The 19,831-nt window shown below is 52.5% G+C and carries 18 protein-coding genes; 14 read left to right on the top strand and 4 right to left on the bottom strand.

Annotated features, from left to right (window positions below; translation table 11 throughout):
- Positions 1-20: 20 nt before the first annotated feature.
- The 5 genes from ubiI to J4614_RS14285 all read left to right on the top strand — a co-directional run bounded on the left by ubiI (position 21) and on the right by J4614_RS14285 (position 7,572).
- Entirely contained in the window at positions 21-1,223 is a 1,203-nt protein-coding gene (gene ubiI, locus J4614_RS14305) for an FAD-dependent 2-octaprenylphenol hydroxylase (protein ID WP_001192144.1), read from the top strand.
- A 454-nt stretch (positions 1,224-1,677) separates the two neighbouring features.
- Positions 1,678-2,772: a glycine cleavage system aminomethyltransferase GcvT gene (gcvT, locus tag J4614_RS14300; protein ID WP_000068736.1), complete on the top strand. Its 1,095-nt coding sequence runs from the start codon at positions 1,678-1,680 to the stop codon at positions 2,770-2,772.
- 25 nt (positions 2,773-2,797) lie between these two features.
- Positions 2,798-3,187 carry a glycine cleavage system protein GcvH gene (gene gcvH / locus J4614_RS14295; protein ID WP_001295377.1) on the top strand — a complete coding sequence of 130 codons (390 nt, stop codon included), beginning with the start codon at positions 2,798-2,800 and terminating at the stop codon, positions 3,185-3,187.
- Between the two features lie 162 nt (positions 3,188-3,349).
- Positions 3,350-6,223, top strand: a complete 2,874-nt coding sequence (gene gcvP, locus J4614_RS14290) for an aminomethyl-transferring glycine dehydrogenase (protein ID WP_031566498.1) — start codon at positions 3,350-3,352, stop codon at positions 6,221-6,223.
- Between the two features lie 455 nt (positions 6,224-6,678).
- Entirely contained in the window at positions 6,679-7,572 is an 894-nt protein-coding gene (locus J4614_RS14285) for a transporter (protein ID WP_001527943.1), read from the top strand.
- 47 nt (positions 7,573-7,619) lie between these two features.
- On the opposite strand, the gene bglA is transcribed toward J4614_RS14285, so the two are convergent.
- Entirely contained in the window at positions 7,620-9,053 is a 1,434-nt protein-coding gene (gene bglA / locus J4614_RS14280; protein WP_001230152.1) for a 6-phospho-beta-glucosidase BglA, read from the bottom strand.
- 158 nt (positions 9,054-9,211) lie between these two features.
- On the opposite strand from bglA, the gene yqfB reads away from it, so the two are divergent.
- Both yqfB and J4614_RS14270 read left to right on the top strand, forming a co-directional pair.
- Positions 9,212-9,523: a N(4)-acetylcytidine aminohydrolase gene (yqfB, locus tag J4614_RS14275; RefSeq protein ID WP_001182976.1), complete on the top strand. Its 312-nt coding sequence runs from the start codon at positions 9,212-9,214 to the stop codon at positions 9,521-9,523.
- 163 nt (positions 9,524-9,686) lie between these two features.
- On the top strand, positions 9,687-10,346 hold the full coding sequence (locus J4614_RS14270; protein WP_000250289.1) for a hemolysin III family protein: 660 nt from the start codon (positions 9,687-9,689) through the stop codon (positions 10,344-10,346).
- A gap of 115 nt (positions 10,347-10,461) precedes the next feature.
- Here the strand turns inward: J4614_RS14270 and ygfZ are convergent, their stop codons facing one another.
- Positions 10,462-11,442 (bottom strand): tRNA-modifying protein YgfZ, encoded by a 981-nt coding sequence (ygfZ, locus tag J4614_RS14265; RefSeq protein ID WP_000874170.1) that lies wholly within the window; start codon positions 11,440-11,442, stop codon positions 10,462-10,464.
- Between the two features lie 249 nt (positions 11,443-11,691).
- On the opposite strand from ygfZ, the gene sdhE reads away from it, so the two are divergent.
- Both sdhE and J4614_RS14255 read left to right on the top strand, forming a co-directional pair.
- Entirely contained in the window at positions 11,692-11,958 is a 267-nt protein-coding gene (gene sdhE, locus J4614_RS14260) for an FAD assembly factor SdhE (protein ID WP_000351186.1), read from the top strand.
- Positions 11,939-12,352 carry a protein YgfX gene (locus J4614_RS14255; protein ID WP_000244757.1) on the top strand — a complete coding sequence of 138 codons (414 nt, stop codon included), beginning with the start codon at positions 11,939-11,941 and terminating at the stop codon, positions 12,350-12,352. Before sdhE ends, J4614_RS14255 begins: the two co-directional genes overlap by 20 nt.
- Before the next feature lie 52 nt (positions 12,353-12,404).
- Here J4614_RS14255 and fldB read toward each other — a convergent pair whose 3' ends face one another.
- Complete coding sequence (gene fldB / locus J4614_RS14250; protein ID WP_001055885.1) at positions 12,405-12,926, bottom strand: flavodoxin FldB; 522 nt, start codon at positions 12,924-12,926, stop codon at positions 12,405-12,407.
- 112 nt (positions 12,927-13,038) lie between these two features.
- On the opposite strand from fldB, the gene xerD reads away from it, so the two are divergent.
- The 5 genes from xerD to lysS all read left to right on the top strand — a co-directional run bounded on the left by xerD (position 13,039) and on the right by lysS (position 19,141).
- Positions 13,039-13,935: a site-specific tyrosine recombinase XerD gene (gene xerD / locus J4614_RS14245; protein ID WP_000434302.1), complete on the top strand. Its 897-nt coding sequence runs from the start codon at positions 13,039-13,041 to the stop codon at positions 13,933-13,935.
- A 23-nt stretch (positions 13,936-13,958) separates the two neighbouring features.
- Entirely contained in the window at positions 13,959-14,672 is a 714-nt protein-coding gene (gene dsbC / locus J4614_RS14240) for a bifunctional protein-disulfide isomerase/oxidoreductase DsbC (protein WP_000745614.1), read from the top strand.
- 5 nt (positions 14,673-14,677) lie between these two features.
- Positions 14,678-16,411 carry a single-stranded-DNA-specific exonuclease RecJ gene (gene recJ / locus J4614_RS14235; protein ID WP_000813394.1) on the top strand — a complete coding sequence of 578 codons (1,734 nt, stop codon included), beginning with the start codon at positions 14,678-14,680 and terminating at the stop codon, positions 16,409-16,411.
- A gap of 104 nt (positions 16,412-16,515) precedes the next feature.
- Positions 16,516-17,614 (top strand): peptide chain release factor 2 gene (gene prfB, locus J4614_RS14230; protein WP_010989230.1). Its coding sequence is split into 2 segments (ribosomal slippage): positions 16,516-16,590 and positions 16,592-17,614, totalling 1,098 coding nucleotides; the frame shifts between segments, so codons are not numbered across the junction.
- 9 nt (positions 17,615-17,623) lie between these two features.
- Positions 17,624-19,141 carry a lysine--tRNA ligase gene (gene lysS / locus J4614_RS14225; RefSeq protein WP_000003339.1) on the top strand — a complete coding sequence of 506 codons (1,518 nt, stop codon included), beginning with the start codon at positions 17,624-17,626 and terminating at the stop codon, positions 19,139-19,141.
- 75 nt (positions 19,142-19,216) lie between these two features.
- On the opposite strand, the gene idi is transcribed toward lysS, so the two are convergent.
- Entirely contained in the window at positions 19,217-19,762 is a 546-nt protein-coding gene (idi, locus tag J4614_RS14220) for an isopentenyl-diphosphate Delta-isomerase (protein WP_000133994.1), read from the bottom strand.
- Positions 19,763-19,831: the final 69 nt, after the last annotated feature.

The raw sequence follows: 19,831 nt of genomic DNA, 5'->3' as shown, positions 1-19,831 counted from the left end.
CCGGTTTCCAGGAGTAAATAGTGCAAAGTGTTGATGTAGCAATAGTTGGCGGAGGCATGGTGGGACTGGCTGTTGCCTGCGGCTTGCAGGGGAGCGGTTTGCGCGTTGCGGTACTGGATCACGTAGTCCCCCAGCCGTTGGCGAACGATGCGCCGCCTCAGCTTCGGGTGTCGGCGATTAATGCCGCCAGCGAAAAACTGCTTACCCGTCTTGGCGTATGGTCAAACATTGTGGCGCGACGGGCAAGTTGCTACCACGGTATGGAAGTCTGGGATAAAGACAGCTTTGGCCGTATTACGTTTGATGACGCAAGCATGGGATATAGCCATCTGGGGCATATTGTTGAAAACAGCGTCATTCACTATGCACTGTGGCAAAAAGCGCAGCAAGCGGCGGATATCACCTTAATGGCGCCAGCGGAATTACAGCAGGTCGCCTGGGGGGAAAACGACGCCTTCCTGACTTTAAAAGACGGCGCGATGTTAACCGCGCGTCTGGTGATTGCCGCGGATGGCGCCAACTCCTGGCTGCGTAACAAAGCGGATATTCCCTTAACTTTCTGGGACTACCGTCACCATGCGCTGGTAGCGACTATCCGCACCGAAGAGCCGCACGGCGCGGTTGCTCGCCAGGTGTTTCATGGTGAAGGTATTCTGGCGTTTTTGCCGTTAAGCGATCCGCATCTGTGTTCCATTGTCTGGTCGCTTTCTCCGCAGGATGCGGAGCGTATGCAACAGAGCGGCGACGAGGCGTTTAACCAGGCGTTGACTATCGCCTTCGATAATCGGCTGGGCTTATGCCGCCTGGAAAGCGAACGGCAGGTTTTTCCGCTGACGGGCCGCTATGCTCGCCAGTTTGCCGCGCATCGTCTGGCGTTGGTCGGCGATGCCGCGCACACCATCCATCCGCTGGCAGGGCAAGGCGTCAACCTCGGCTTTATGGACGCGGCCGAACTGGTGGACGATCTGCGCCGGCTTCAGCGTCAGGGCAAAGACATTGGTCAACATCTTTATCTTCGTCGTTATGAGCGTAGCCGTAAACATAGCGCGGCGATGATGCTTGCCGGGATGCAAGGTTTTCGTGACCTGTTTGCCGGCGAAAACCCGGCAAAAAAATTGTTGCGCGACATCGGACTGAAACTGGCGGATACGCTCCCCGGCGTCAAACCCCAACTGCTTCGCCAGGCAATGGGGCTAAACGACCTTCCGCAATGGCTTCGTTAAGCGTCTGACTGCACGCCAGCAAGAGTTTGAAACCCGTCACACTTTGCTTTCCCGGCTATCGCGCCGGGGGGCTTTCCTCGTTTGAAATAATCTAATTTCACCGCTTATTTCGCATTATATTTTCTAATGCCACTATTTTTGGCGAACGCGATTTTCGACATTTTTTCCGCATTTAATATTAATTTATGTTGTGGTAAATCGTATCAGCTTCCTTTTTATGACGAGTATTTAGCGTAATAGTGGTTTTTTGTGCTGATGGGATTTTAGCGTTTTTTAGTCATAAGCTAATGTGATGGTAAATTCAGCCTTATGGTTTAGCGCCTGGTTCGGTGGTAAGTTCAGGAGCAAGAGAACGTTTGCGTCGGCGCAGGAAAAAGGGCGTCGATGCCAGGTTTCGTGGCGAAGATTTCCCATGAAAATGGTTGTTAGCCCCCGCTAATTCAACGAGGAAAAGATGGCCCAACAGACGCCTTTGTACGAACAACACACGCTATGCGGCGCCCGCATGGTCGATTTTCATGGCTGGATGATGCCCCTGCATTACGGCTCTCAGCTTGATGAACACCACGCTGTGCGCACCGATGCCGGGATGTTTGATGTATCGCATATGACCATTGTCGATCTTCATGGTAGCCGTACACGAGAGTTTCTACGTTATCTGCTGGCAAACGACGTCGCGAAGCTAACGAAGACGGGTAAAGCCCTCTACTCCGGTATGCTTAACGCATCGGGCGGCGTGATTGATGACCTTATCGTCTACTACTTCACTGAAGATTTCTTCCGTCTCGTTGTTAACTCCGCCACCCGCGAAAAAGACCTCTCCTGGATTACCCAACATGCTGAACCTTATGCCATCGACATCACCGTTCGTGACGACCTGTCGCTGATTGCGGTACAGGGGCCGAATGCGCAGGAAAAAGCGGCGACTCTGTTTACTGACCAACAGCGCCATGCAGTAGAAGGTATGAAGCCGTTCTTCGGCGTACAGGCGGATGATTTGTTTATCGCCACCACCGGTTATACCGGCGAAGCGGGCTATGAAATCGCCATGCCGAATGAAAAAGCGGCGGATTTCTGGCGTGCGCTGGTGGAGGCGGGCGTGAAGCCGTGCGGTCTTGGCGCGCGCGACACGCTGCGTCTGGAAGCAGGCATGAACCTGTACGGTCAGGAGATGGATGAAGGTATCTCTCCGCTGGCGGCTAATATGGGATGGACTATCGCCTGGGAACCTGCTGACCGCGACTTTATTGGCCGTGAGGCGCTGGAGATGCAGCGTGAAAAAGGCCATGAGCAGCTTGTCGGTCTGGTGATGACCGAGAAAGGCGTATTGCGTAATGAACTGCCGGTGCGTTTTACCGATGCGCAGGGCAATCAGCAAGAAGGCATTATCACCAGCGGGACGTTTTCCCCAACGTTGGGCTACAGCATTGCGCTGGCGCGCGTTCCGGCGGGCATCGGCGAGACGGCGATTGTACAAATTCGTAACCGTGAAATGCCGGTAAAAGTGACTAAACCTGTTTTTGTGCGTAACGGCAAAGCCGTCGCGTGATTCATCCTTTTTTGGAGATTAATTGATGAGCAACGTACCCGCAGAACTGAAATACAGCAAAGAACACGAATGGCTGCGTAAAGAAGCGGATGGCACTTACACCGTTGGCATTACTGAACACGCTCAGGAGCTGTTGGGCGATATGGTTTTTGTTGATCTGCCGGAAGTCGGCGCGACCGTAAGCGCGGGCGACGACTGCGCCGTGGCGGAGTCCGTAAAAGCGGCGTCCGACATTTATGCGCCGGTAAGCGGCGAGATCGTGGCGGTAAACGATGCGCTGAGCGACTCCCCGGAGCTGGTGAACAGCGAACCGTATGCCGGTGGCTGGATCTTTAAAATCAAAGCCAGCGATGAAAGCGAACTTGAATCGCTGCTGGATGCCACCGCGTACGAGGCATTGTTAGAAGACGAATAATGTTGTGCCGGATGGCGCTAATGCTTATCCGGCCTACTCACTGCAACGCGAATGATTTTGCGTATTCGTTTTCGCACGCGTAGGCCCGGTAAGCGTCAGCGCCACCGGGCAATTGAGTTAGAGACAATCACGATTCACTGCACGTTTCAGGAACCATCGCCCATGACACAGACGTTAAGCCAGCTTGAAAACCGCGGCGCTTTCATTGAACGCCACATCGGACCGGACGCCGCGCAGCAGCAAGAGATGCTGAATGCGGTTGGCGCCGAGTCGTTAAACGCGCTGACAGGTCAGATTGTGCCGAAAGACATTCAGCTCGCGACTCCGCCGCAGGTTGGCGAGGCGGCAACCGAATATGCCGCACTGGCGGAATTAAAAGCCATCGCCGGGCGTAACAAGCGCTTCACGTCCTACATTGGCATGGGCTACACCGCAGTACAGCTACCGCCGGTTATCCTGCGCAACATGCTGGAAAATCCAGGCTGGTATACTGCCTACACCCCTTATCAGCCGGAAGTCTCTCAGGGGCGTCTGGAAGCGCTGCTCAACTTCCAACAGGTGACGCTGGATCTGACCGGACTGGACATGGCTTCCGCCTCGCTGCTGGATGAAGCGACCGCCGCCGCTGAAGCGATGGCGATGGCAAAGCGCGTCAGCAAACTGAAAAATGCCAACCGGTTCTTTGTCGCCTCTGATGTCCATCCGCAAACTCTGGACGTCGTGCGTACTCGCGCCGAAACCTTTGGCTTTGACGTCATTGTTGATGACGCGGCGAAAGCACTGGATCACCAGGATGTGTTTGGCGTGCTGTTACAACAGGTAGGCACCACGGGCGAAATTCACGACTACAGCGCACTGATTACTGAGCTGAAATCCCGTAAAGTTGTGGTCAGCGTCGCCGCCGATTTTATGGCGCTGGTGCTGCTGATGGCTCCGGGCAAACAGGGCGCGGACATTGTTTTCGGCTCTGCGCAACGCTTCGGCGTACCGATGGGGTACGGTGGCCCGCACGCGGCGTTCTTTGCCGCCAAAGACGAATTTAAACGCTCCATGCCAGGCCGTATTATCGGCGTCTCAAAAGATGCGGCGGGCAATACCGCACTGCGCATGGCGATGCAGACTCGCGAGCAGCATATCCGTCGTGAGAAAGCGAACTCCAATATTTGTACCTCGCAGGTACTGCTGGCTAACATCGCCAGTCTGTATGCCGTTTATCATGGTCCGGTCGGTCTGAAGCGCATCGCTAATCGTATCCACCGCCTGACCGATATTCTGGCGGCAGGTCTGCAGCAGAAAGGCTTAAAGCTGCGTCATGCGCATTACTTTGACACGCTGTGTGTGGAAGTGGCTGATAAAGCTGCGGTACTGGCGCGTGCGGAAGCGGCGGAGATCAATCTGCGCAGCGATATTCATAACGCGGTTGGTATTACGCTCGATGAAACCACCACCCGTGAGAATGTGGCGCAGTTGTTCAATGTTTTGCTGGGCGACAGCCACGGTCTGAACATTGAAACACTGGATAAAGACGTGGCGCTTGATAGCCGTTCCATTCAGCAAAGTATGCTGCGTGACGATGCGATTCTGACGCATCCGGTATTTAACCGTTACCACAGCGAAACCGAGATGATGCGCTACATGCACTCGCTGGAGCGTAAAGATCTGGCGCTGAATCAGGCGATGATCCCGCTGGGTTCCTGCACCATGAAGCTGAACGCCGCCGCCGAGATGATTCCTATCACCTGGCCGGAATTCGCTGAACTGCACCCGTTCTGCCCGCCGGAACAGGCCGAAGGATATCATCAGATGATTAGCCAGCTTTCTGACTGGCTGGTGAAACTCACCGGGTACGACGCCGTCTGTATGCAGCCGAACTCCGGCGCACAGGGGGAATACGCGGGGCTGCTGGCGATTCGTCACTATCACGAAAGCCGCAACGAAGGGCATCGCGATATCTGCCTGATTCCGGCCTCTGCTCACGGCACTAACCCTGCTTCTGCACATATGGCAGGAATGCAGGTGGTGGTTGTGGCGTGTGATAAGAACGGCAACATCGACCTGGACGATCTGCGAGCAAAAGCAGAACAACATGCTGCGAACCTCTCTTGCATCATGGTGACCTATCCGTCCACCCACGGCGTCTATGAAGAAACGATCCGTGAAGTGTGTGAAGTTGTGCACCAGTTCGGCGGTCAGGTTTACCTTGACGGCGCGAACATGAACGCCCAGGTCGGCATCACCTCACCGGGCTTTATTGGCGCGGACGTTTCGCATCTTAACCTGCATAAAACTTTTTGCATTCCGCACGGCGGCGGCGGCCCAGGCATGGGACCGATCGGCGTGAAAGCGCATCTGGCACCGTTTGTACCTGGTCATAGCGTGGTGCAAATCGAAGGGATGCTCACCCGTCAGGGTGCGGTGTCTGCCGCGCCGTTCGGTAGTGCCTCTATCCTGCCAATCAGCTGGATGTACATCCGCATGATGGGCGCAGAAGGCCTGAAGCAGGCAAGCCAGGTCGCGATTCTTAACGCTAACTACATTGCCAGCCGTCTGAAAGACGCGTACCCGGTACTGTATACCGGTCGCGATGGCCGTGTGGCGCACGAATGTATTCTTGATATTCGCCCATTGAAAGAAGAAACCGGCATCAGCGAGCTGGATATTGCCAAGCGTCTGATCGACTACGGTTTCCATGCGCCAACCATGTCGTTCCCGGTGGCGGGCACGCTGATGGTAGAGCCGACGGAATCTGAAGGTAAGGCCGAGCTGGATCGCTTTATCGATGCGATGCTGGCTATCCGCGCAGAGATTGACCAGGTGAAAGCCGGTGTCTGGCCGCTGGAAGATAACCCGCTGGTGAACGCGCCGCACATTCAGAACGAACTGGTCGCCGAGTGGGCGCATCCGTACAGCCGTGAAGTTGCCGTATTCCCGGCAGGCGTGGCAGACAAATACTGGCCGACGGTGAAACGTCTGGATGATGTTTATGGCGACCGTAACCTGTTCTGCTCCTGCGTACCGATTAGCGACTACCAGTAATTTACTGATTCGACTGTCTTCTAAAGGCGCTTCGGCGCCTTTTCAGCTTGTTAATAAAGTGCGCTTTGTTTATGTCGGATACAGTGTGAGTGCCTTATTCAGGCTACAAAGTGTTACTAATTCAATATATTACAGTAAATCGTTGGCTCCTGTCAGGTAACCTGGCGTTTGTATCAGTGTATTAGCCAGAATTAAATTACCGGTTTTTTAGAGTCTAATGATTCATTGTGCATCATTTTTACCTTGCTGTTATTTAATCAAAATAACACGGTGTATTTACATGTGATTACAAATAGTTTCTCTCCGGAATCGTTATTTACCTCTCAATATAGTTACAAAAATTTCCGTATATTAAATTCATCAAGTTATTAATTTAAATTATAAATTAAAAATAACCATAAATAACGTAAATATTTATTAACTTAGTGCTTTGTTTTTTATACCTGGAGGGAATAATGAAACGATTTATATTTCTGCCATTAATGACATATTTTATATTAATGAATGCAATGGCAGCTGACGGAGAAAATAATCCCAGTAATCTATTAGGTGCACCTGTTAATACCGCTATTTCTGGTGGTTCAGTATTGCCGGAAGGAAAGTTATTAACCGCCGTGAATAGCTCATTTCGCGATAAAGATCATCAAATCGAGGGGCACGGAAGTCCGGATGTTTACTCCCAGATATGGTTATTGAAGATTCGTTACGGTTTGACCGACAGACTGGAATTATCAACTGTGGGTTCCTATATCAATAACAAACGAGACAATCTGTCTCCTGAGCACATAGAGGGAATGGGCGACCAATCGGTGGGGGTCAATTATGCTTTAATGAGCCAGCGAAGAGGTGATCCGTTTTGGGTTACGGTAGGTGGGGCAGTATTACTACCCACCGGGCAAGATGGAGATAATCATTTGCCTGGGAATAGCGCCTGGGGAGGAAGAGTAACACTCACTTTAACAAAATTATTTACTCCTAACATTAAAGGGGATATGGGTTTTGTCTATCAGGGACCATTTGAGCGCGGTAACCAGGACGTGAAACGAGGTAACGAATTCCAGTGGAATACCCAGGTGCGGTATATGTTTAGCGATTTACCGCTGGATCTTGGTCTGGAAAGTGCCTACAGCAATAATGCCTCTGGAACGAAAAAACTGTCTAATGGCAGCGTAGTTAATAACCATTCTGGAACTACCGAATGGGTTGTTGGTCCATCATTTAATATTGCTGTCGATTCACTGAAGTTATGGTTTGGTGCCGGAGCCTTCTTCCCGGTAATGCAGGAAGCGAAGTCGCCAACCAAAATGGAAGATGTACGCTGGGAATTTAAAATAGGTAAGACCTGGTAAGACTCGTTCAAAGTGTTACCCGCCGACTGGTGGGTAACGTGCAGGAGTTAAAGCTTCTCGCCGTTGCTGGCAATCACCTCTTTGTACCAGTTGAAGCTTTTCTTACGCGAACGCGACATATCGCCCGTACCGTCATCGTGCTTGTTCACGTAGATGAAGCCGTAGCGCTTGCTGTACTGACCGGTGGTGAACGAGACGCAGTCGATGCAGCCCCACGGCGTGTAGCCCATCAGGTCGACACCATCGTAAGTCACCGCTTTTTTCATCTCTTCAATATGGGCGCGCAGGTAGTCAATGCGATAGTCGTCGTTGATGCTGCCATCTTCTTCTACTTTGTCGTAAGCACCAAAACCGTTTTCGACAATAAACAGCGGCTTTTGATAGCGTTCGTACAGTTCACACAATGAATAACGCAGGCCCACCGGGTCAATCTGCCAGCCCCAGTCAGATGCTTTAACATAGGGGTTCGGTACGCTGCCTTCAAAACCGGAAATCGCATCGCCGCTACCGCCTTCGGCTTTGACCGCGTTGGTCATGTAATAACTGAAACCAAGATAATCGCAGGTGCCTTCGCGCAGCACTTCAAGATCGCCATCTTCTATTTTGATGTTAAATCCGCGGCGCTCCCACTCGTTCAACACATAGGACGGGTAATAGCCGCGCAGCTGTACATCGGTAAAGACGTAGCGTTCACGCATCGATTCCTGAGCAAACATCACATCTTCTGGTTTGCAGGAGAAGGGATACAGCGCGACCATCGCCAGCATACAGCCCACTTTCATCTGTGGATTAATACGACGTGCCGCTTTCACCGCCAGGGCGCTGGCGACAAACTGATGATGTAAGACCTGATACATGGTTTCTTCTGGATTCTCATGCTCGGTATACACCACGCCGGAACAGCAGTAGCCAAACAGCGGCGCGCGCCAGTTTCGCTGGTTGTTAATTTCGTTGAAGGTCATCCAGTATTTGACCTTATGCTTGTAGCGTTCAAACACGACTTCAGCAAAACGGACAAAGAAATCAACGACTTTACGATTGGTCCAGCCGCCGTAGTGCTGGACCAGATGTAACGGCATTTCAAAGTGGGAAAGGGTGATGACCGGTTCGATGTTGTATTTGAGCAATTCATCAAACATGTCGTCGTAGAATTTCAGACCGGCCTCGTTTGGCTGGGATTCGTCGCCATTCGGGAAGATACGCGTCCAGGCAATAGAGGTACGGAAGCATTTGAACCCCATTTCGGCGAAAAGACGGATGTCTTCTTTGTAATGTCCGTAAAAATCCACCGCCTCGTGGTTCGGATAGTATTTGCCAGCAACGACATTCTGGGTAATTTCGCGTGGCACGCCGTGTGCGCCGCCGGTTAGCACATCGCAGATGCTGGGGCCTTTACCGCCTTTATTCCAGCCGCCTTCAACCTGGTGTGCAGCAACCGCGCCGCCCCATAAAAAATCTTTTGGCAAGGTGAGTTTTCTCATTGTTGCATAATCTCAATTTATTTAGTCTGTTATCATTCATTCTGCACCAAATGACATGTAAAGCGTACGCAAAATTCCAGGATGCTCGCGTGTCGGGGCAGGAACATATTCAGATCGTAGCATTCACTTCAAGAGGCCATATTCAGGGGGATAACCACATGCAGCCAAACGACATTACTTTCTTTCAACGTTTCCAGAATGACATTCTGGCAGGGCGTAAAACCATCACTATTCGTGATGCCTCCGAGTCCCACTTTAAAGCAGGCGATGTGCTACGCGTGGGACGGTTCGAAGATGATGGCTATTTTTGCACAATCGAAGTGACAGGAACGTCAACTGTGACGCTGGATACGCTGAACGAAAAACATGCGCAACAGGAAAATATGTCGCTTGATGAGCTGAAACGGGTCATTGCTGAAATCTATCCCAACCAGACGCAATTTTATGTGATTGATTTTAAATGTCTTTGATAAATATGAACGCGTGTTAGTTGAGTTTTTGTAATTAACTTCTTGAATAAGAAAGAAAATTTAATTTTGCGAATTTATTTTAGCTAACATGTGTTCACTGGAACCATTCTCAGTTACGCTAGAGGCGCAGTTCATCGTTATGAACGTTTCTCCGGAGTAAGTTATGGTGCAAAAACCATTAATGACGCAGGGATATTCGCTGGCTGAGGAAATCGCCAACAGTATTAGCCACGGCATTGGATTGGTATTTGGTATTGTCGGCCTGGTGCTGTTGTTGGTTCAGGCGGTAGAGGCGAATGCGGGTATGACGGCTATCGCCAGCTACAGTTTATATGGCGGGAGCATGATCCTGCTTTTTCTTGCTTCAACGCTTTATCATGCCATTCCTCATCAGCGGGCAAAAATCTGGTTAAAGAAATTTGATCACTGCGCTATCTATCTGCTCATTGCCGGAACCTATACGCCATTTCTGCTGGTAGGTCTGGATTCGCCGCTGGCGCGCGGACTAATGATTGTGATCTGGAGCCTGGCGCTATTCGGTATCCTCTTCAAGTTGACGATTGCGCACCGATTTAAAGTGCTTTCACTGGTTACGTATCTGGCAATGGGCTGGCTGTCGCTGATAGTGGTTTATCAGTTGGCGATTAAGCTGGCGATAGGCGGCGTGACGCTGCTGGCGGTAGGTGGCGTCGTTTACTCGCTGGGCGTAATTTTCTATGTTTGCAAACGCATACCTTATAACCACGCCATCTGGCATGGCTTTGTGCTGGGTGGCAGCGTGTGCCACTTCCTGGCCATCTATTTGTATGTGGGACAGGCATAATTCCCGGATGCCCGTGCCGGATGGCGGCGCTGTCGCACCTTATCCGGCCTACGAGAATAGCACGTGCGAGCCTGATGGCGTTGCGCTATCAGGCTATCCGGCTTTTAACGTGATATCACTCTTCCAGCGAGTAGGGCAGCGGGACGATATGCAGGGTGTTGGCATCGTCGCGAACGCGGAAGACGCTTTCGGCTTCTAAATCGTTATTCATGACGGCCTGAACCAGTAACTGACCATCGTCCAACTGCGTCGCCGCCAGAATAGCGCCGGTACGACGCCAGTTCTCGCCCATCTGTAGCTCCAGATCTTCTCCTGCTTCCGGTACCCGGCTGGCTTTGCCCGCCAGCAACCAAAGCGCGCGTTTATTGGCGCCGCGGAATTTTGCCCGTGCGACCATCTCTTGCCCGGTGTAGCAGCCTTTCTTGAAGCTGATGCCGCCCAGCGCCTGTAGGTTAGTCGCCTGGGGGATAAACTGACCGCTGTTCGCCGCGTCAATCACCGGAATGCCTGCTTCAATATCCAATGCCAGCCACTGTTGACTGTTATTCAGTTCGGCTTCGCCATGCAACTTCTCCGTTAACATGTTGGCCGTCGCGACATCAGTGACAAGCAGGAATCGTTCCGCAGGATGTTCAAACCATAGCAGCGTGGAGGCGCCGTCTCTGACCACCTGATTTTCACTATTGGGCAGTTCGCTAAAGACATTAGCCAGCGCCGCGCGGGCCTGAAAACCTGCCACGCCAAGCAATACGCGTTCGTCATCTGGCGCGATGACCACTTTGGAAAATACGGCGTACTTTTTCAGCTCCGTTAATTGCGCTTCACGCACGCTACGGCGTTCAATCCAGGCGAAACCGTCGCGCTCACGGAACAGGCGCAGAGTGCTCCACATCTTACCTTTAGCATCGCAGTGGGCGGCGAGAAGGTGTTGCTGTTCAGTCATCTGGCTTACGTCAGCGGTGACCTGGCCCTGAATATACTTTTCACTGTCTACGCCGGTGATGGACGACAGCGCCCAGTCGTCAAGCGCGATCAGCGTCAGCGGCAGGCGGGCTGACGATGAAGGATGACGTGGCGGAAAGGAGATAAAAGCCATAAATAATGTCCTGGTTAGCTGCAACAATAATGGTTAATGGTAAAAGAGCCATCGGTCATTGCAAGTGCTTTAAATAGCCCATTGAGAGCGGATTGATCGTTTTGCGAGGCGGTATCCAAAACGGATGAACGTATTGATTCCCAGCCTTTTATTTCGCGATCGCGTTCCAGATTACTGAGATTCCCGTAAAACAACGCCAAAAACACGTTACAATAGCCCGGTACTTCATTTTCGCGAGGCAGGAAGAACATGGATATTCACAATAAAGCACGTATTCACTGGGCATGTCGTCGCGGTATGCGCGAACTTGATATTTCCATCATGCCGTTTTTTGAACATGAGTACGATAGTTTAAGTGATGAAGAAAAGCGTATTTTTGTCCGTTTGTTGCAGAGTGATGACCCGGATTTATTTAACTGGTTAATGAATCACGGTAAACCGGCTGACGCTGAACTGGAACAGATGGTCCGACTCATTCAGACACGGAATCGGGAACGTGGTCCTGTGGCAATCTGATTTACGCGTCTCATGGCGCGCTCAGTGGATCTCATTGCTCATTCATGGGCTGGTTGCCGCGGTGATTTTATTGATGCCCTGGCCGCTGAGTTATACCCCGTTATGGATGATACTACTGTCGCTGGTCGTGTTTGACTGTGTACGTAGCCAGCGCAGGATTAATACCTGCCAGGGAGAGATCAAGCTACTCATGGACGGGCGCTTACGCTGGCAGGGGCAGGACTGGACGCTCTTGCGTCCGCCCTGGTTACTGAAGAGCGGGATGGTGTTGCGTTTACGCGCAGAGTCTGGACGTCATCAGCATTTATGGCTGGCGGCGGATAGCATGGAAGAAGCGGAATGGCGTGAGTTGCGTCGGATACTGTTACAGCAGCCGATATCGCGCCAACACTGACGGAACGGCGTAAACGCGGTTCCGTCGAGAGGGAAATACAGCGAGTAAGGTTTCAGGCGTAGTGTTCGGCCATTTCGCCGAGAATTTGTTCACACCAGGTCTGTATACGCTCATCGCTGAGATCGTACTGGTTCGTTTCATCCAGCGCCAGGCCGACAAACAGTTGCCCATCCGCAATGACCGGTTTATTGCTGGTAAATTCGTAGCCTTCTGTGGGCCAGTAGCCGACAAATTTAACGCCTTTGAGGGCAAGTTTGTCATGCAACATACCCAGCGCATCCAGGAACCACTCACCGTAGCCGAGCTGGTCGCCCATACCGTAAAGCGCAACGATTTTGCCTTCCAGATTGAGATCGTCCAGTTGCTCCCAGACGGCTTCCCAGTCCTCCTGAATTTCGCCAAAATCCCAGGTGGGAATGCCTAAAATGAGCACGTCGTACTGCTCCATTAAGGCGGGGGCGTCATCCTTAAGGTTATGTAATGTCACCAGCTCCGGGCCGAGGATATCGCGAATTTTCTCTGCGGCCATCTCGGTGTAGCACGTGCTGGAACCGTAAAAAAGACCCATGTTCATTACGTTACATCTCGATTCTGCTATAGCGTTGCGGGTAGTGTAACAGAATCGCTGCATTCACGGCACAATGAGGCATAATGCACCCAAAGTCAGCGTGAAGTGGGGAGCGCGAATGGAACAGGATTTAGCGCGTATTGAGCAGTTTCTGGATGCCCTGTGGCTGGAACGAAATCTGGCGGAAAATACATTAAGCGCGTATCGTCGCGATTTATCGATGGTCGTTGCGTGGTTGCATCATCGCGGAAAAACGCTTGCGACGGCGCAGGCTGATGATTTACAAACGCTGCTGGCTGAACGGGTGGAGGGCGGATACAAAGCGACCAGTTCCGCACGCCTGTTAAGCGCTATGCGGCGCTTTTTCCAGCATCTGTACCGTGAAAAGTATCGTGAGGATGATCCGAGCGCGCAGTTGGCCTCGCCTAAGCTTCCGCAGCGTTTACCGAAAGACCTTAGCGAGGCACAGGTTGAACGGCTCTTGCAGGCGCCGCTTATTGATCAACCTTTGGAGTTGCGCGATAAAGCTATGTTGGAAGTGCTGTATGCCACCGGTTTGCGCGTGTCGGAACTGGTGGGGCTGACAATGAGCGATATCAGTCTGCGGCAGGGCGTGGTGCGGGTTATCGGTAAAGGCAATAAAGAGCGGTTGGTGCCGTTAGGCGAAGAGGCGGTATATTGGCTGGAAACGTATCTGGAGCATGGGCGTCCCTGGTTACTCAATGGCGTATCGATTGACGTATTGTTCCCCAGCCAGCGTGCGCAGCAGATGACGCGGCAGACCTTCTGGCACCGTATTAAACATTATGCGGTACTGGCTGGAATCGATAGCGAAAAACTATCGCCGCATGTTTTACGTCACGCTTTCGCCACGCATTTGCTGAATCACGGCGCCGACTTGCGCGTTGTACAAATGCTACTTGGGCATAGCGATCTTTCGACGACACAAATTTATACGCATGTCGCAACGGAGCGTTTGCGTCAACTTCATCAACAGCACCATCCGCGGGCATGAGTGCTGACAGGAAAGGATAGTTTATGAAAAAGCGTTTTATGATGTTCACTTTACTGGCGGCGGCGTTTTCAGGCGTGGCCCATGCGGATGATGCGGCTATCCGTCAGTCGCTGGCTAAGCTGGGCGTTCAGAGTACGGAAATTCAGGCCTCGCCAGTGGCAGGAATGAAAACCGTCCTCACTCACAGCGGCGTACTGTACGTCACTGACGACGGCAAACATATTATTCAAGGGCCGATGTATGACGTGAGCGGCGCGCATCCGGTAAACGTGACGAACAAACTGCTGATGAGCCAGCTAAATGCGCTGGAAAAAGAGATGATCGTCTATAAAGCGCCGGATGAGAAACATGTCATTACTGTTTTTACCGATATCACCTGCGGCTATTGTCATAAGCTACATGAAGAGATGAAAGATTATAACGCGTTGGGGATCACGGTACGTTATCTGGCCTTCCCGCGCCAGGGGCTGGAAAGCCAGGCGGAGCAGGATATGAAATCTATCTGGTGCGCCAAAGACAAAAACAAAGCGTTTGATGACGCCATGGCAGGTAAGGGCGTGAAACCGGCAAGCTGTGACGTGAACATTGCTGATCATTATGCGTTGGGCGTGCAGTTGGGCGTTAGCGGTACGCCAGCCATTGTATTGAGTAACGGCTATGTGGTGCCTGGCTATCAGGGACCGAAAGAGATGAAAGCGTTTCTTGATGAGCATCAAAAACAGACCAGTGGTAAATAATACGCGTGAAACAACAGAGACAACTTCGTCGGCGTGAGGCTGATGAGACAGCGGAACTCCCCGCCGATCTTCCTCCATTACTACGACGTTTATATGCCAGCCGGGGCGTTCGTAGCGCCCGCGAACTGGAGCGCAGCGTGAAAGGAATGCTGCCCTGGCAACAGCTTAGCGGCATAGATAACGCGGTGGAGATCCTCTACAACGCCTTTCGCGAAGGTACCCGCATTATTGTTGTTGGCGATTTTGACGCCGACGGCGCGACCAGTACTGCGCTAAGCGTATTGGGAATGCGTGCGTTGGGATGTGACAACATCAGTTATCTGGTGCCTAATCGCTTTGAAGATGGCTACGGTTTAAGCCCGGAAGTGGTCGATCAGGCGAAGGCGCGCGGCGCGCAGCTTATCGTCACCGTAGACAACGGCATTTCATCCCACGCCGGCGTAGCGCATGCAAAGACGTTGGGGATTCCGGTGATCGTGACCGATCACCACCTGCCAGGCGACACGTTGCCGGATGCCGAAGCGATTATTAATCCTAATCTGCGCGACTGCGAATTCCCGTCTAAGTCGCTGGCGGGCGTCGGCGTGGCGTTTTACCTGATGCTGGCGTTGCGAACATTTTTGCGCGACAAAGGATGGTTCGACGAGCGCAACATCGCGCCGCCGAATCTGGCGGAGCTGCTGGATTTAGTGGCGTTGGGAACGGTAGCAGACGTTGTGCCGCTGGACGCTAACAACCGTATTCTGACCTGGCAAGGGCTAAGTCGTATTCGTGCCGGGAAATGCCGTCCGGGAATTAAAGCGTTGCTGGAGATATCGAATCGCGATCCGCAGCAGCTTGCCGCCAGTGATTTAGGCTTCGCGTTGGGGCCTCGCCTGAATGCCGCCGGCAGGCTGGATGATATGTCCGTTGGCGTGGCGTTACTGTTGTGCGACAACCTCGGCGAAGCGCGTGTTCTGGCCAGCGAGCTGGATGCGCTTAACCAGACGCGCAAAGAAATAGAGCAGGGGATGCAGGCGGAAGCGCTTATCCTGTGCGAAAAGCTTGAGCGCAGTAGTGAAACGCTTCCGGGCGGTCTGGCGATGTATCATCCTGAATGGCATCAGGGCGTGGTCGGAATTCTGGCGTCGCGCATTAAAGAGCGTTTTCACCGCCCGGTGATCGCCTTTGCGCCTGCGGGCGACGGCACGCTAAAAGGCTCAGGCCGTTCGATTCAGGGGTTGCATATGCGCGATGCGCTGGAAAGGCTGGATACGCTTTACCCTGATCTGATGATCAAGTTCGGCGGTCATGCGATGGCGGCGGGATTGTCGCTGGAAGAGCATAAATTCGAGCAGTTTCAGCAACGTTTTGGCGAGCTGGTAACGGAATGGCTCGATCCTGCCCTGTTGCAAGGCGAAGTGATCTCCGATGGTCCATTAAGCGCGGCGGAGATGTCTATGGAAGTGGCGCAACTGTTGCGGGATGCCGGACCGTGGGGGCAAATGTTCCCGGAACCGTTATTCGATGGTCGTTTCCGTCTGCTACAACAGCGTCTGGTGGGCGAGCGCCACCTCAAGGTGATGGTGGAGCCCGTCGGCGGCGGCCCGCTGTTGGATGGCATCGCATTTAATATTGATACGACCTGTTGGCCGGATAACGGCGTGCGGGAGGTAGAACTGGCTTATAAACTGGACATTAACGAGTTTCGCGGCAACCGTAGTTTACAGATTATTATCGATGATATTTGGCCGCTATGATCGGGGCGATTTAACAACACTTTCGCTGTAATTAAGGGGCGAAATCCGCTAATATTTCGCCCTTATAACCGCATTTTGACAAGTCAAATAAAAGAAATCAGACCATGTTTGAAATTAACCCGGTGAATAACCGCATTCAGGACCTCACGGAACGCACCAACGTTCTTAGGGGGTATCTTTGACTACGATGCTAAGAAAGAGCGTCTGGAAGAAGTAAACGCCGAGCTGGAACAGCCGGATGTCTGGAACGAACCTGAGCGCGCGCAGGCGCTGGGAAAAGAGCGTTCATCGCTCGAAGCGATCGTCGATACGCTTGATCAAATGACTCAGGGGCTGGACGACGTTTCCGGGCTGCTGGAACTGGCGGTAGAAGCTGACGACGAAGAGACGTTTAACGAAGCCGTCGCGGAGCTGAATACGCTGGAAGAGAAACTGGCGCAGTTGGAATTCCGCCGGATGTTCTCCGGCGAGTACGATAGCGCCGATTGCTATCTCGATATTCAGGCCGGTTCTGGTGGTACTGAAGCGCAGGACTGGGCCAGCATGTTGCTGCGTATGTATCTGCGTTGGGCGGAAGCGCGCGGCTTCAAGACGGAAGTCATTGAAGAGTCGGAAGGGGAAGTCGCCGGCATTAAGTCCGCGACTATCAAAATCTCCGGCGAATATGCCTATGGCTGGCTGCGCACTGAAACCGGCGTACATCGTCTGGTGCGTAAAAGCCCGTTTGACTCCGGCGGTCGCCGTCATACCTCGTTTAGCTCCGCGTTTGTGTACCCGGAAGTGGACGACGATATCGATATCGACATTAACCCGGCGGATCTGCGTATCGACGTCTATCGCGCGTCTGGCGCAGGCGGTCAGCACGTTAACCGTACTGAATCCGCAGTGCGTATCACCCATATTCCCACCGGGATTGTGACGCAGTGCCAGAACGACCGTTCGCAGCACAAAAACAAAGACCAGGCCATGAAGCAGATGAAAGCGAAGCTTTATGAACTGGAGATGCAGAAAAAGAACGCTGAAAAACAGGCGATGGAAGACACTAAGTCCGATATCGGCTGGGGAAGCCAGATTCGTTCCTATGTCCTGGACGATTCCCGCATTAAAGACCTGCGTACTGGGGTGGAAACCCGCAATACACAGGCGGTACTGGACGGTAGTCTGGATCAATTTATCGAAGCAAGTTTGAAAGCAGGGCTATGAGGAATCAACATGTCTGAACAAAACGCACAGGGCGCTGACGAGGTAGTCGATCTTAACAATGAAATGAAGGCACGTCGCGAGAAGCTGGCTGCACTGCGTGAGCAGGGTATCCCGTTCCCGAACGATTTCCGTCGTGACCGTACCTCAGACCAACTGCACGCAGAGTTTGACGCGAAAGAAGCTGAAGAACTGGAAGCGCTGAATATTGAAGTGTCCGTCGCGGGCCGTATGATGACTCGCCGTATTATGGGTAAAGCCTCTTTTGTTACCCTGCAAGACGTAGGCGGCCGCATTCAGCTGTATGTGGCGCGCGATGATCTGCCGGAAGGCGTTTACAACGAGCAGTTCAAGAAGTGGGATCTTGGCGATATCCTCGGCGCGAAAGGTAAGCTGTTCAAAACCAAAACCGGCGAGCTGTCTATCCACTGCACCGAACTGCGCCTGCTGACGAAAGCGCTGCGTCCGTTGCCGGATAAATTCCACGGCCTGCAGGACCAGGAAGCGCGCTATCGCCAGCGTTATCTGGATCTCATCTCTAACGATGAATCCCGTAACACCTTCAAAACCCGTTCGAAGATCCTGGCCGGTATTCGCCAGTTTATGGTTGCTCGCGGCTTTATGGAAGTCGAAACGCCGATGATGCAGGTGATCCCAGGCGGCGCGTCTGCCCGTCCGTTTATCACCCATCACAACGCGCTGGATCTGGACATGTACCTGCGTATCGCGCCGGAACTGTACCTCAAGCGTCTGGTGGTTGGCGGCTTCGAACGCGTATTCGAAATTAACCGTAACTTCCGTAACGAAGGCATCTCCGTGCGCCATAATCCTGAGTTCACCATGATGGAACTCTATATGGCGTATGCGGACTACAAAGACCTGATCGAACTGACGGAGTCTCTGTTCCGTACGCTGGCGCAGGATGTTCTGGGCACCACCCAGGTTCCGTACGGTGATGAAGTGTTTGACTTCGGTAAGCCGTTCGAAAAACTGACCATGCGTGAAGCGATCAAGAAATATCGTCCGGAAACGGATATGGCTGATCTGGACAACTTCGACTCCGCGAAGGCGATTGCTGAAAGCATCGGCATTCACGTCGAGAAGAGCTGGGGGCTGGGCCGTATCGTCACTGAGATCTTTGACGAAGTCGCTGAAGCGCATCTGATTCAGCCGACCTTCATCACTGAATATCCGGCTGAAGTGTCTCCGCTGGCGCGTCGTAATGATGTGAACCCGGAAATCACTGACCGCTTCGAGTTCTTTATCGGCGGTCGTGAAATCGGTAATGGCTTTAGCGAGTTGAACGATGCGGAAGACCAGGCGCAGCGTTTCCTGGATCAGGTTAATGCAAAAGCGGCGGGCGATGACGAAGCCATGTTCTACGACGAAGACTACGTGACGGCGCTGGAACACGGTTTACCGCCGACAGCGGGTCTGGGAATTGGCATCGACCGTATGGTGATGCTGTTTACTAACAGCCACACGATTCGCGACGTTATTCTGTTCCCGGCGATGCGTCCGGTGAAATAAGATGTAAATTGCCGGATGGGGCATTAGCCGCCATCCGGCATCTCTTCGTTCAGACGTAGCGCCATCAGGCAATCTTTAACGCTGGCAGTAATTGAGCAGTCGTTCACGCGCTTGTTCGTCTGACGCTTGCATGACCATCCACGGGCTAAATGCCCACGGCGTAGCGAGAAGGCTTTTCCATACGCTTTTAAATTCGCTCCACTGATAGTCCATCACCTCTTCGCTGTTAACCTGCAACACACTGGTTGCCCGCGCGGCAAATACCGGACAGACTTCATTTTCCACAATACCGTTTGGATCTGTCGCCCGATAGCTGAAGTGCGGATAGACGGGGGTGAGATCGGTAATTTCCACGCCGAGTTCGAACCGACAACGGCGGATGATCGCCTCTTCGGTGGTTTCGCCTTGTTGCGGATGACCGCAAACCGAATTCGTCCACACGCCTGGCCAGGCTTTTTTGCTCAGCGACCGTCGTGTTACCAGCAACTGACCATCTTCGTTAAATAGCCAGCAGGAGAAAGCCAGATGCAAAGGCGTATTAAGCGTATGAGCCGCATACTTTTCCAGTGTGCCGGAAGGCTTATCCTGCTCATCCAATAAAACGACATGTTCCTCAGTCATGAAAGCTCCTGAAAATTAAAATGACCCAGCAGCATGGCCAGGCCATATACTCAGACGATCAGCGTAGCG

Origin of the sequence: Salmonella sp. 32031103-2018-00083-FB-01-SM-01, assembly GCF_017571995.1 — a bacterium.
GTDB lineage: Bacteria > Pseudomonadota > Gammaproteobacteria > Enterobacterales > Enterobacteriaceae > Salmonella > Salmonella enterica.
Note: the sequence above shows the minus strand (reverse complement) of the source record. Positions and strands in the feature narration are given on the sequence as shown.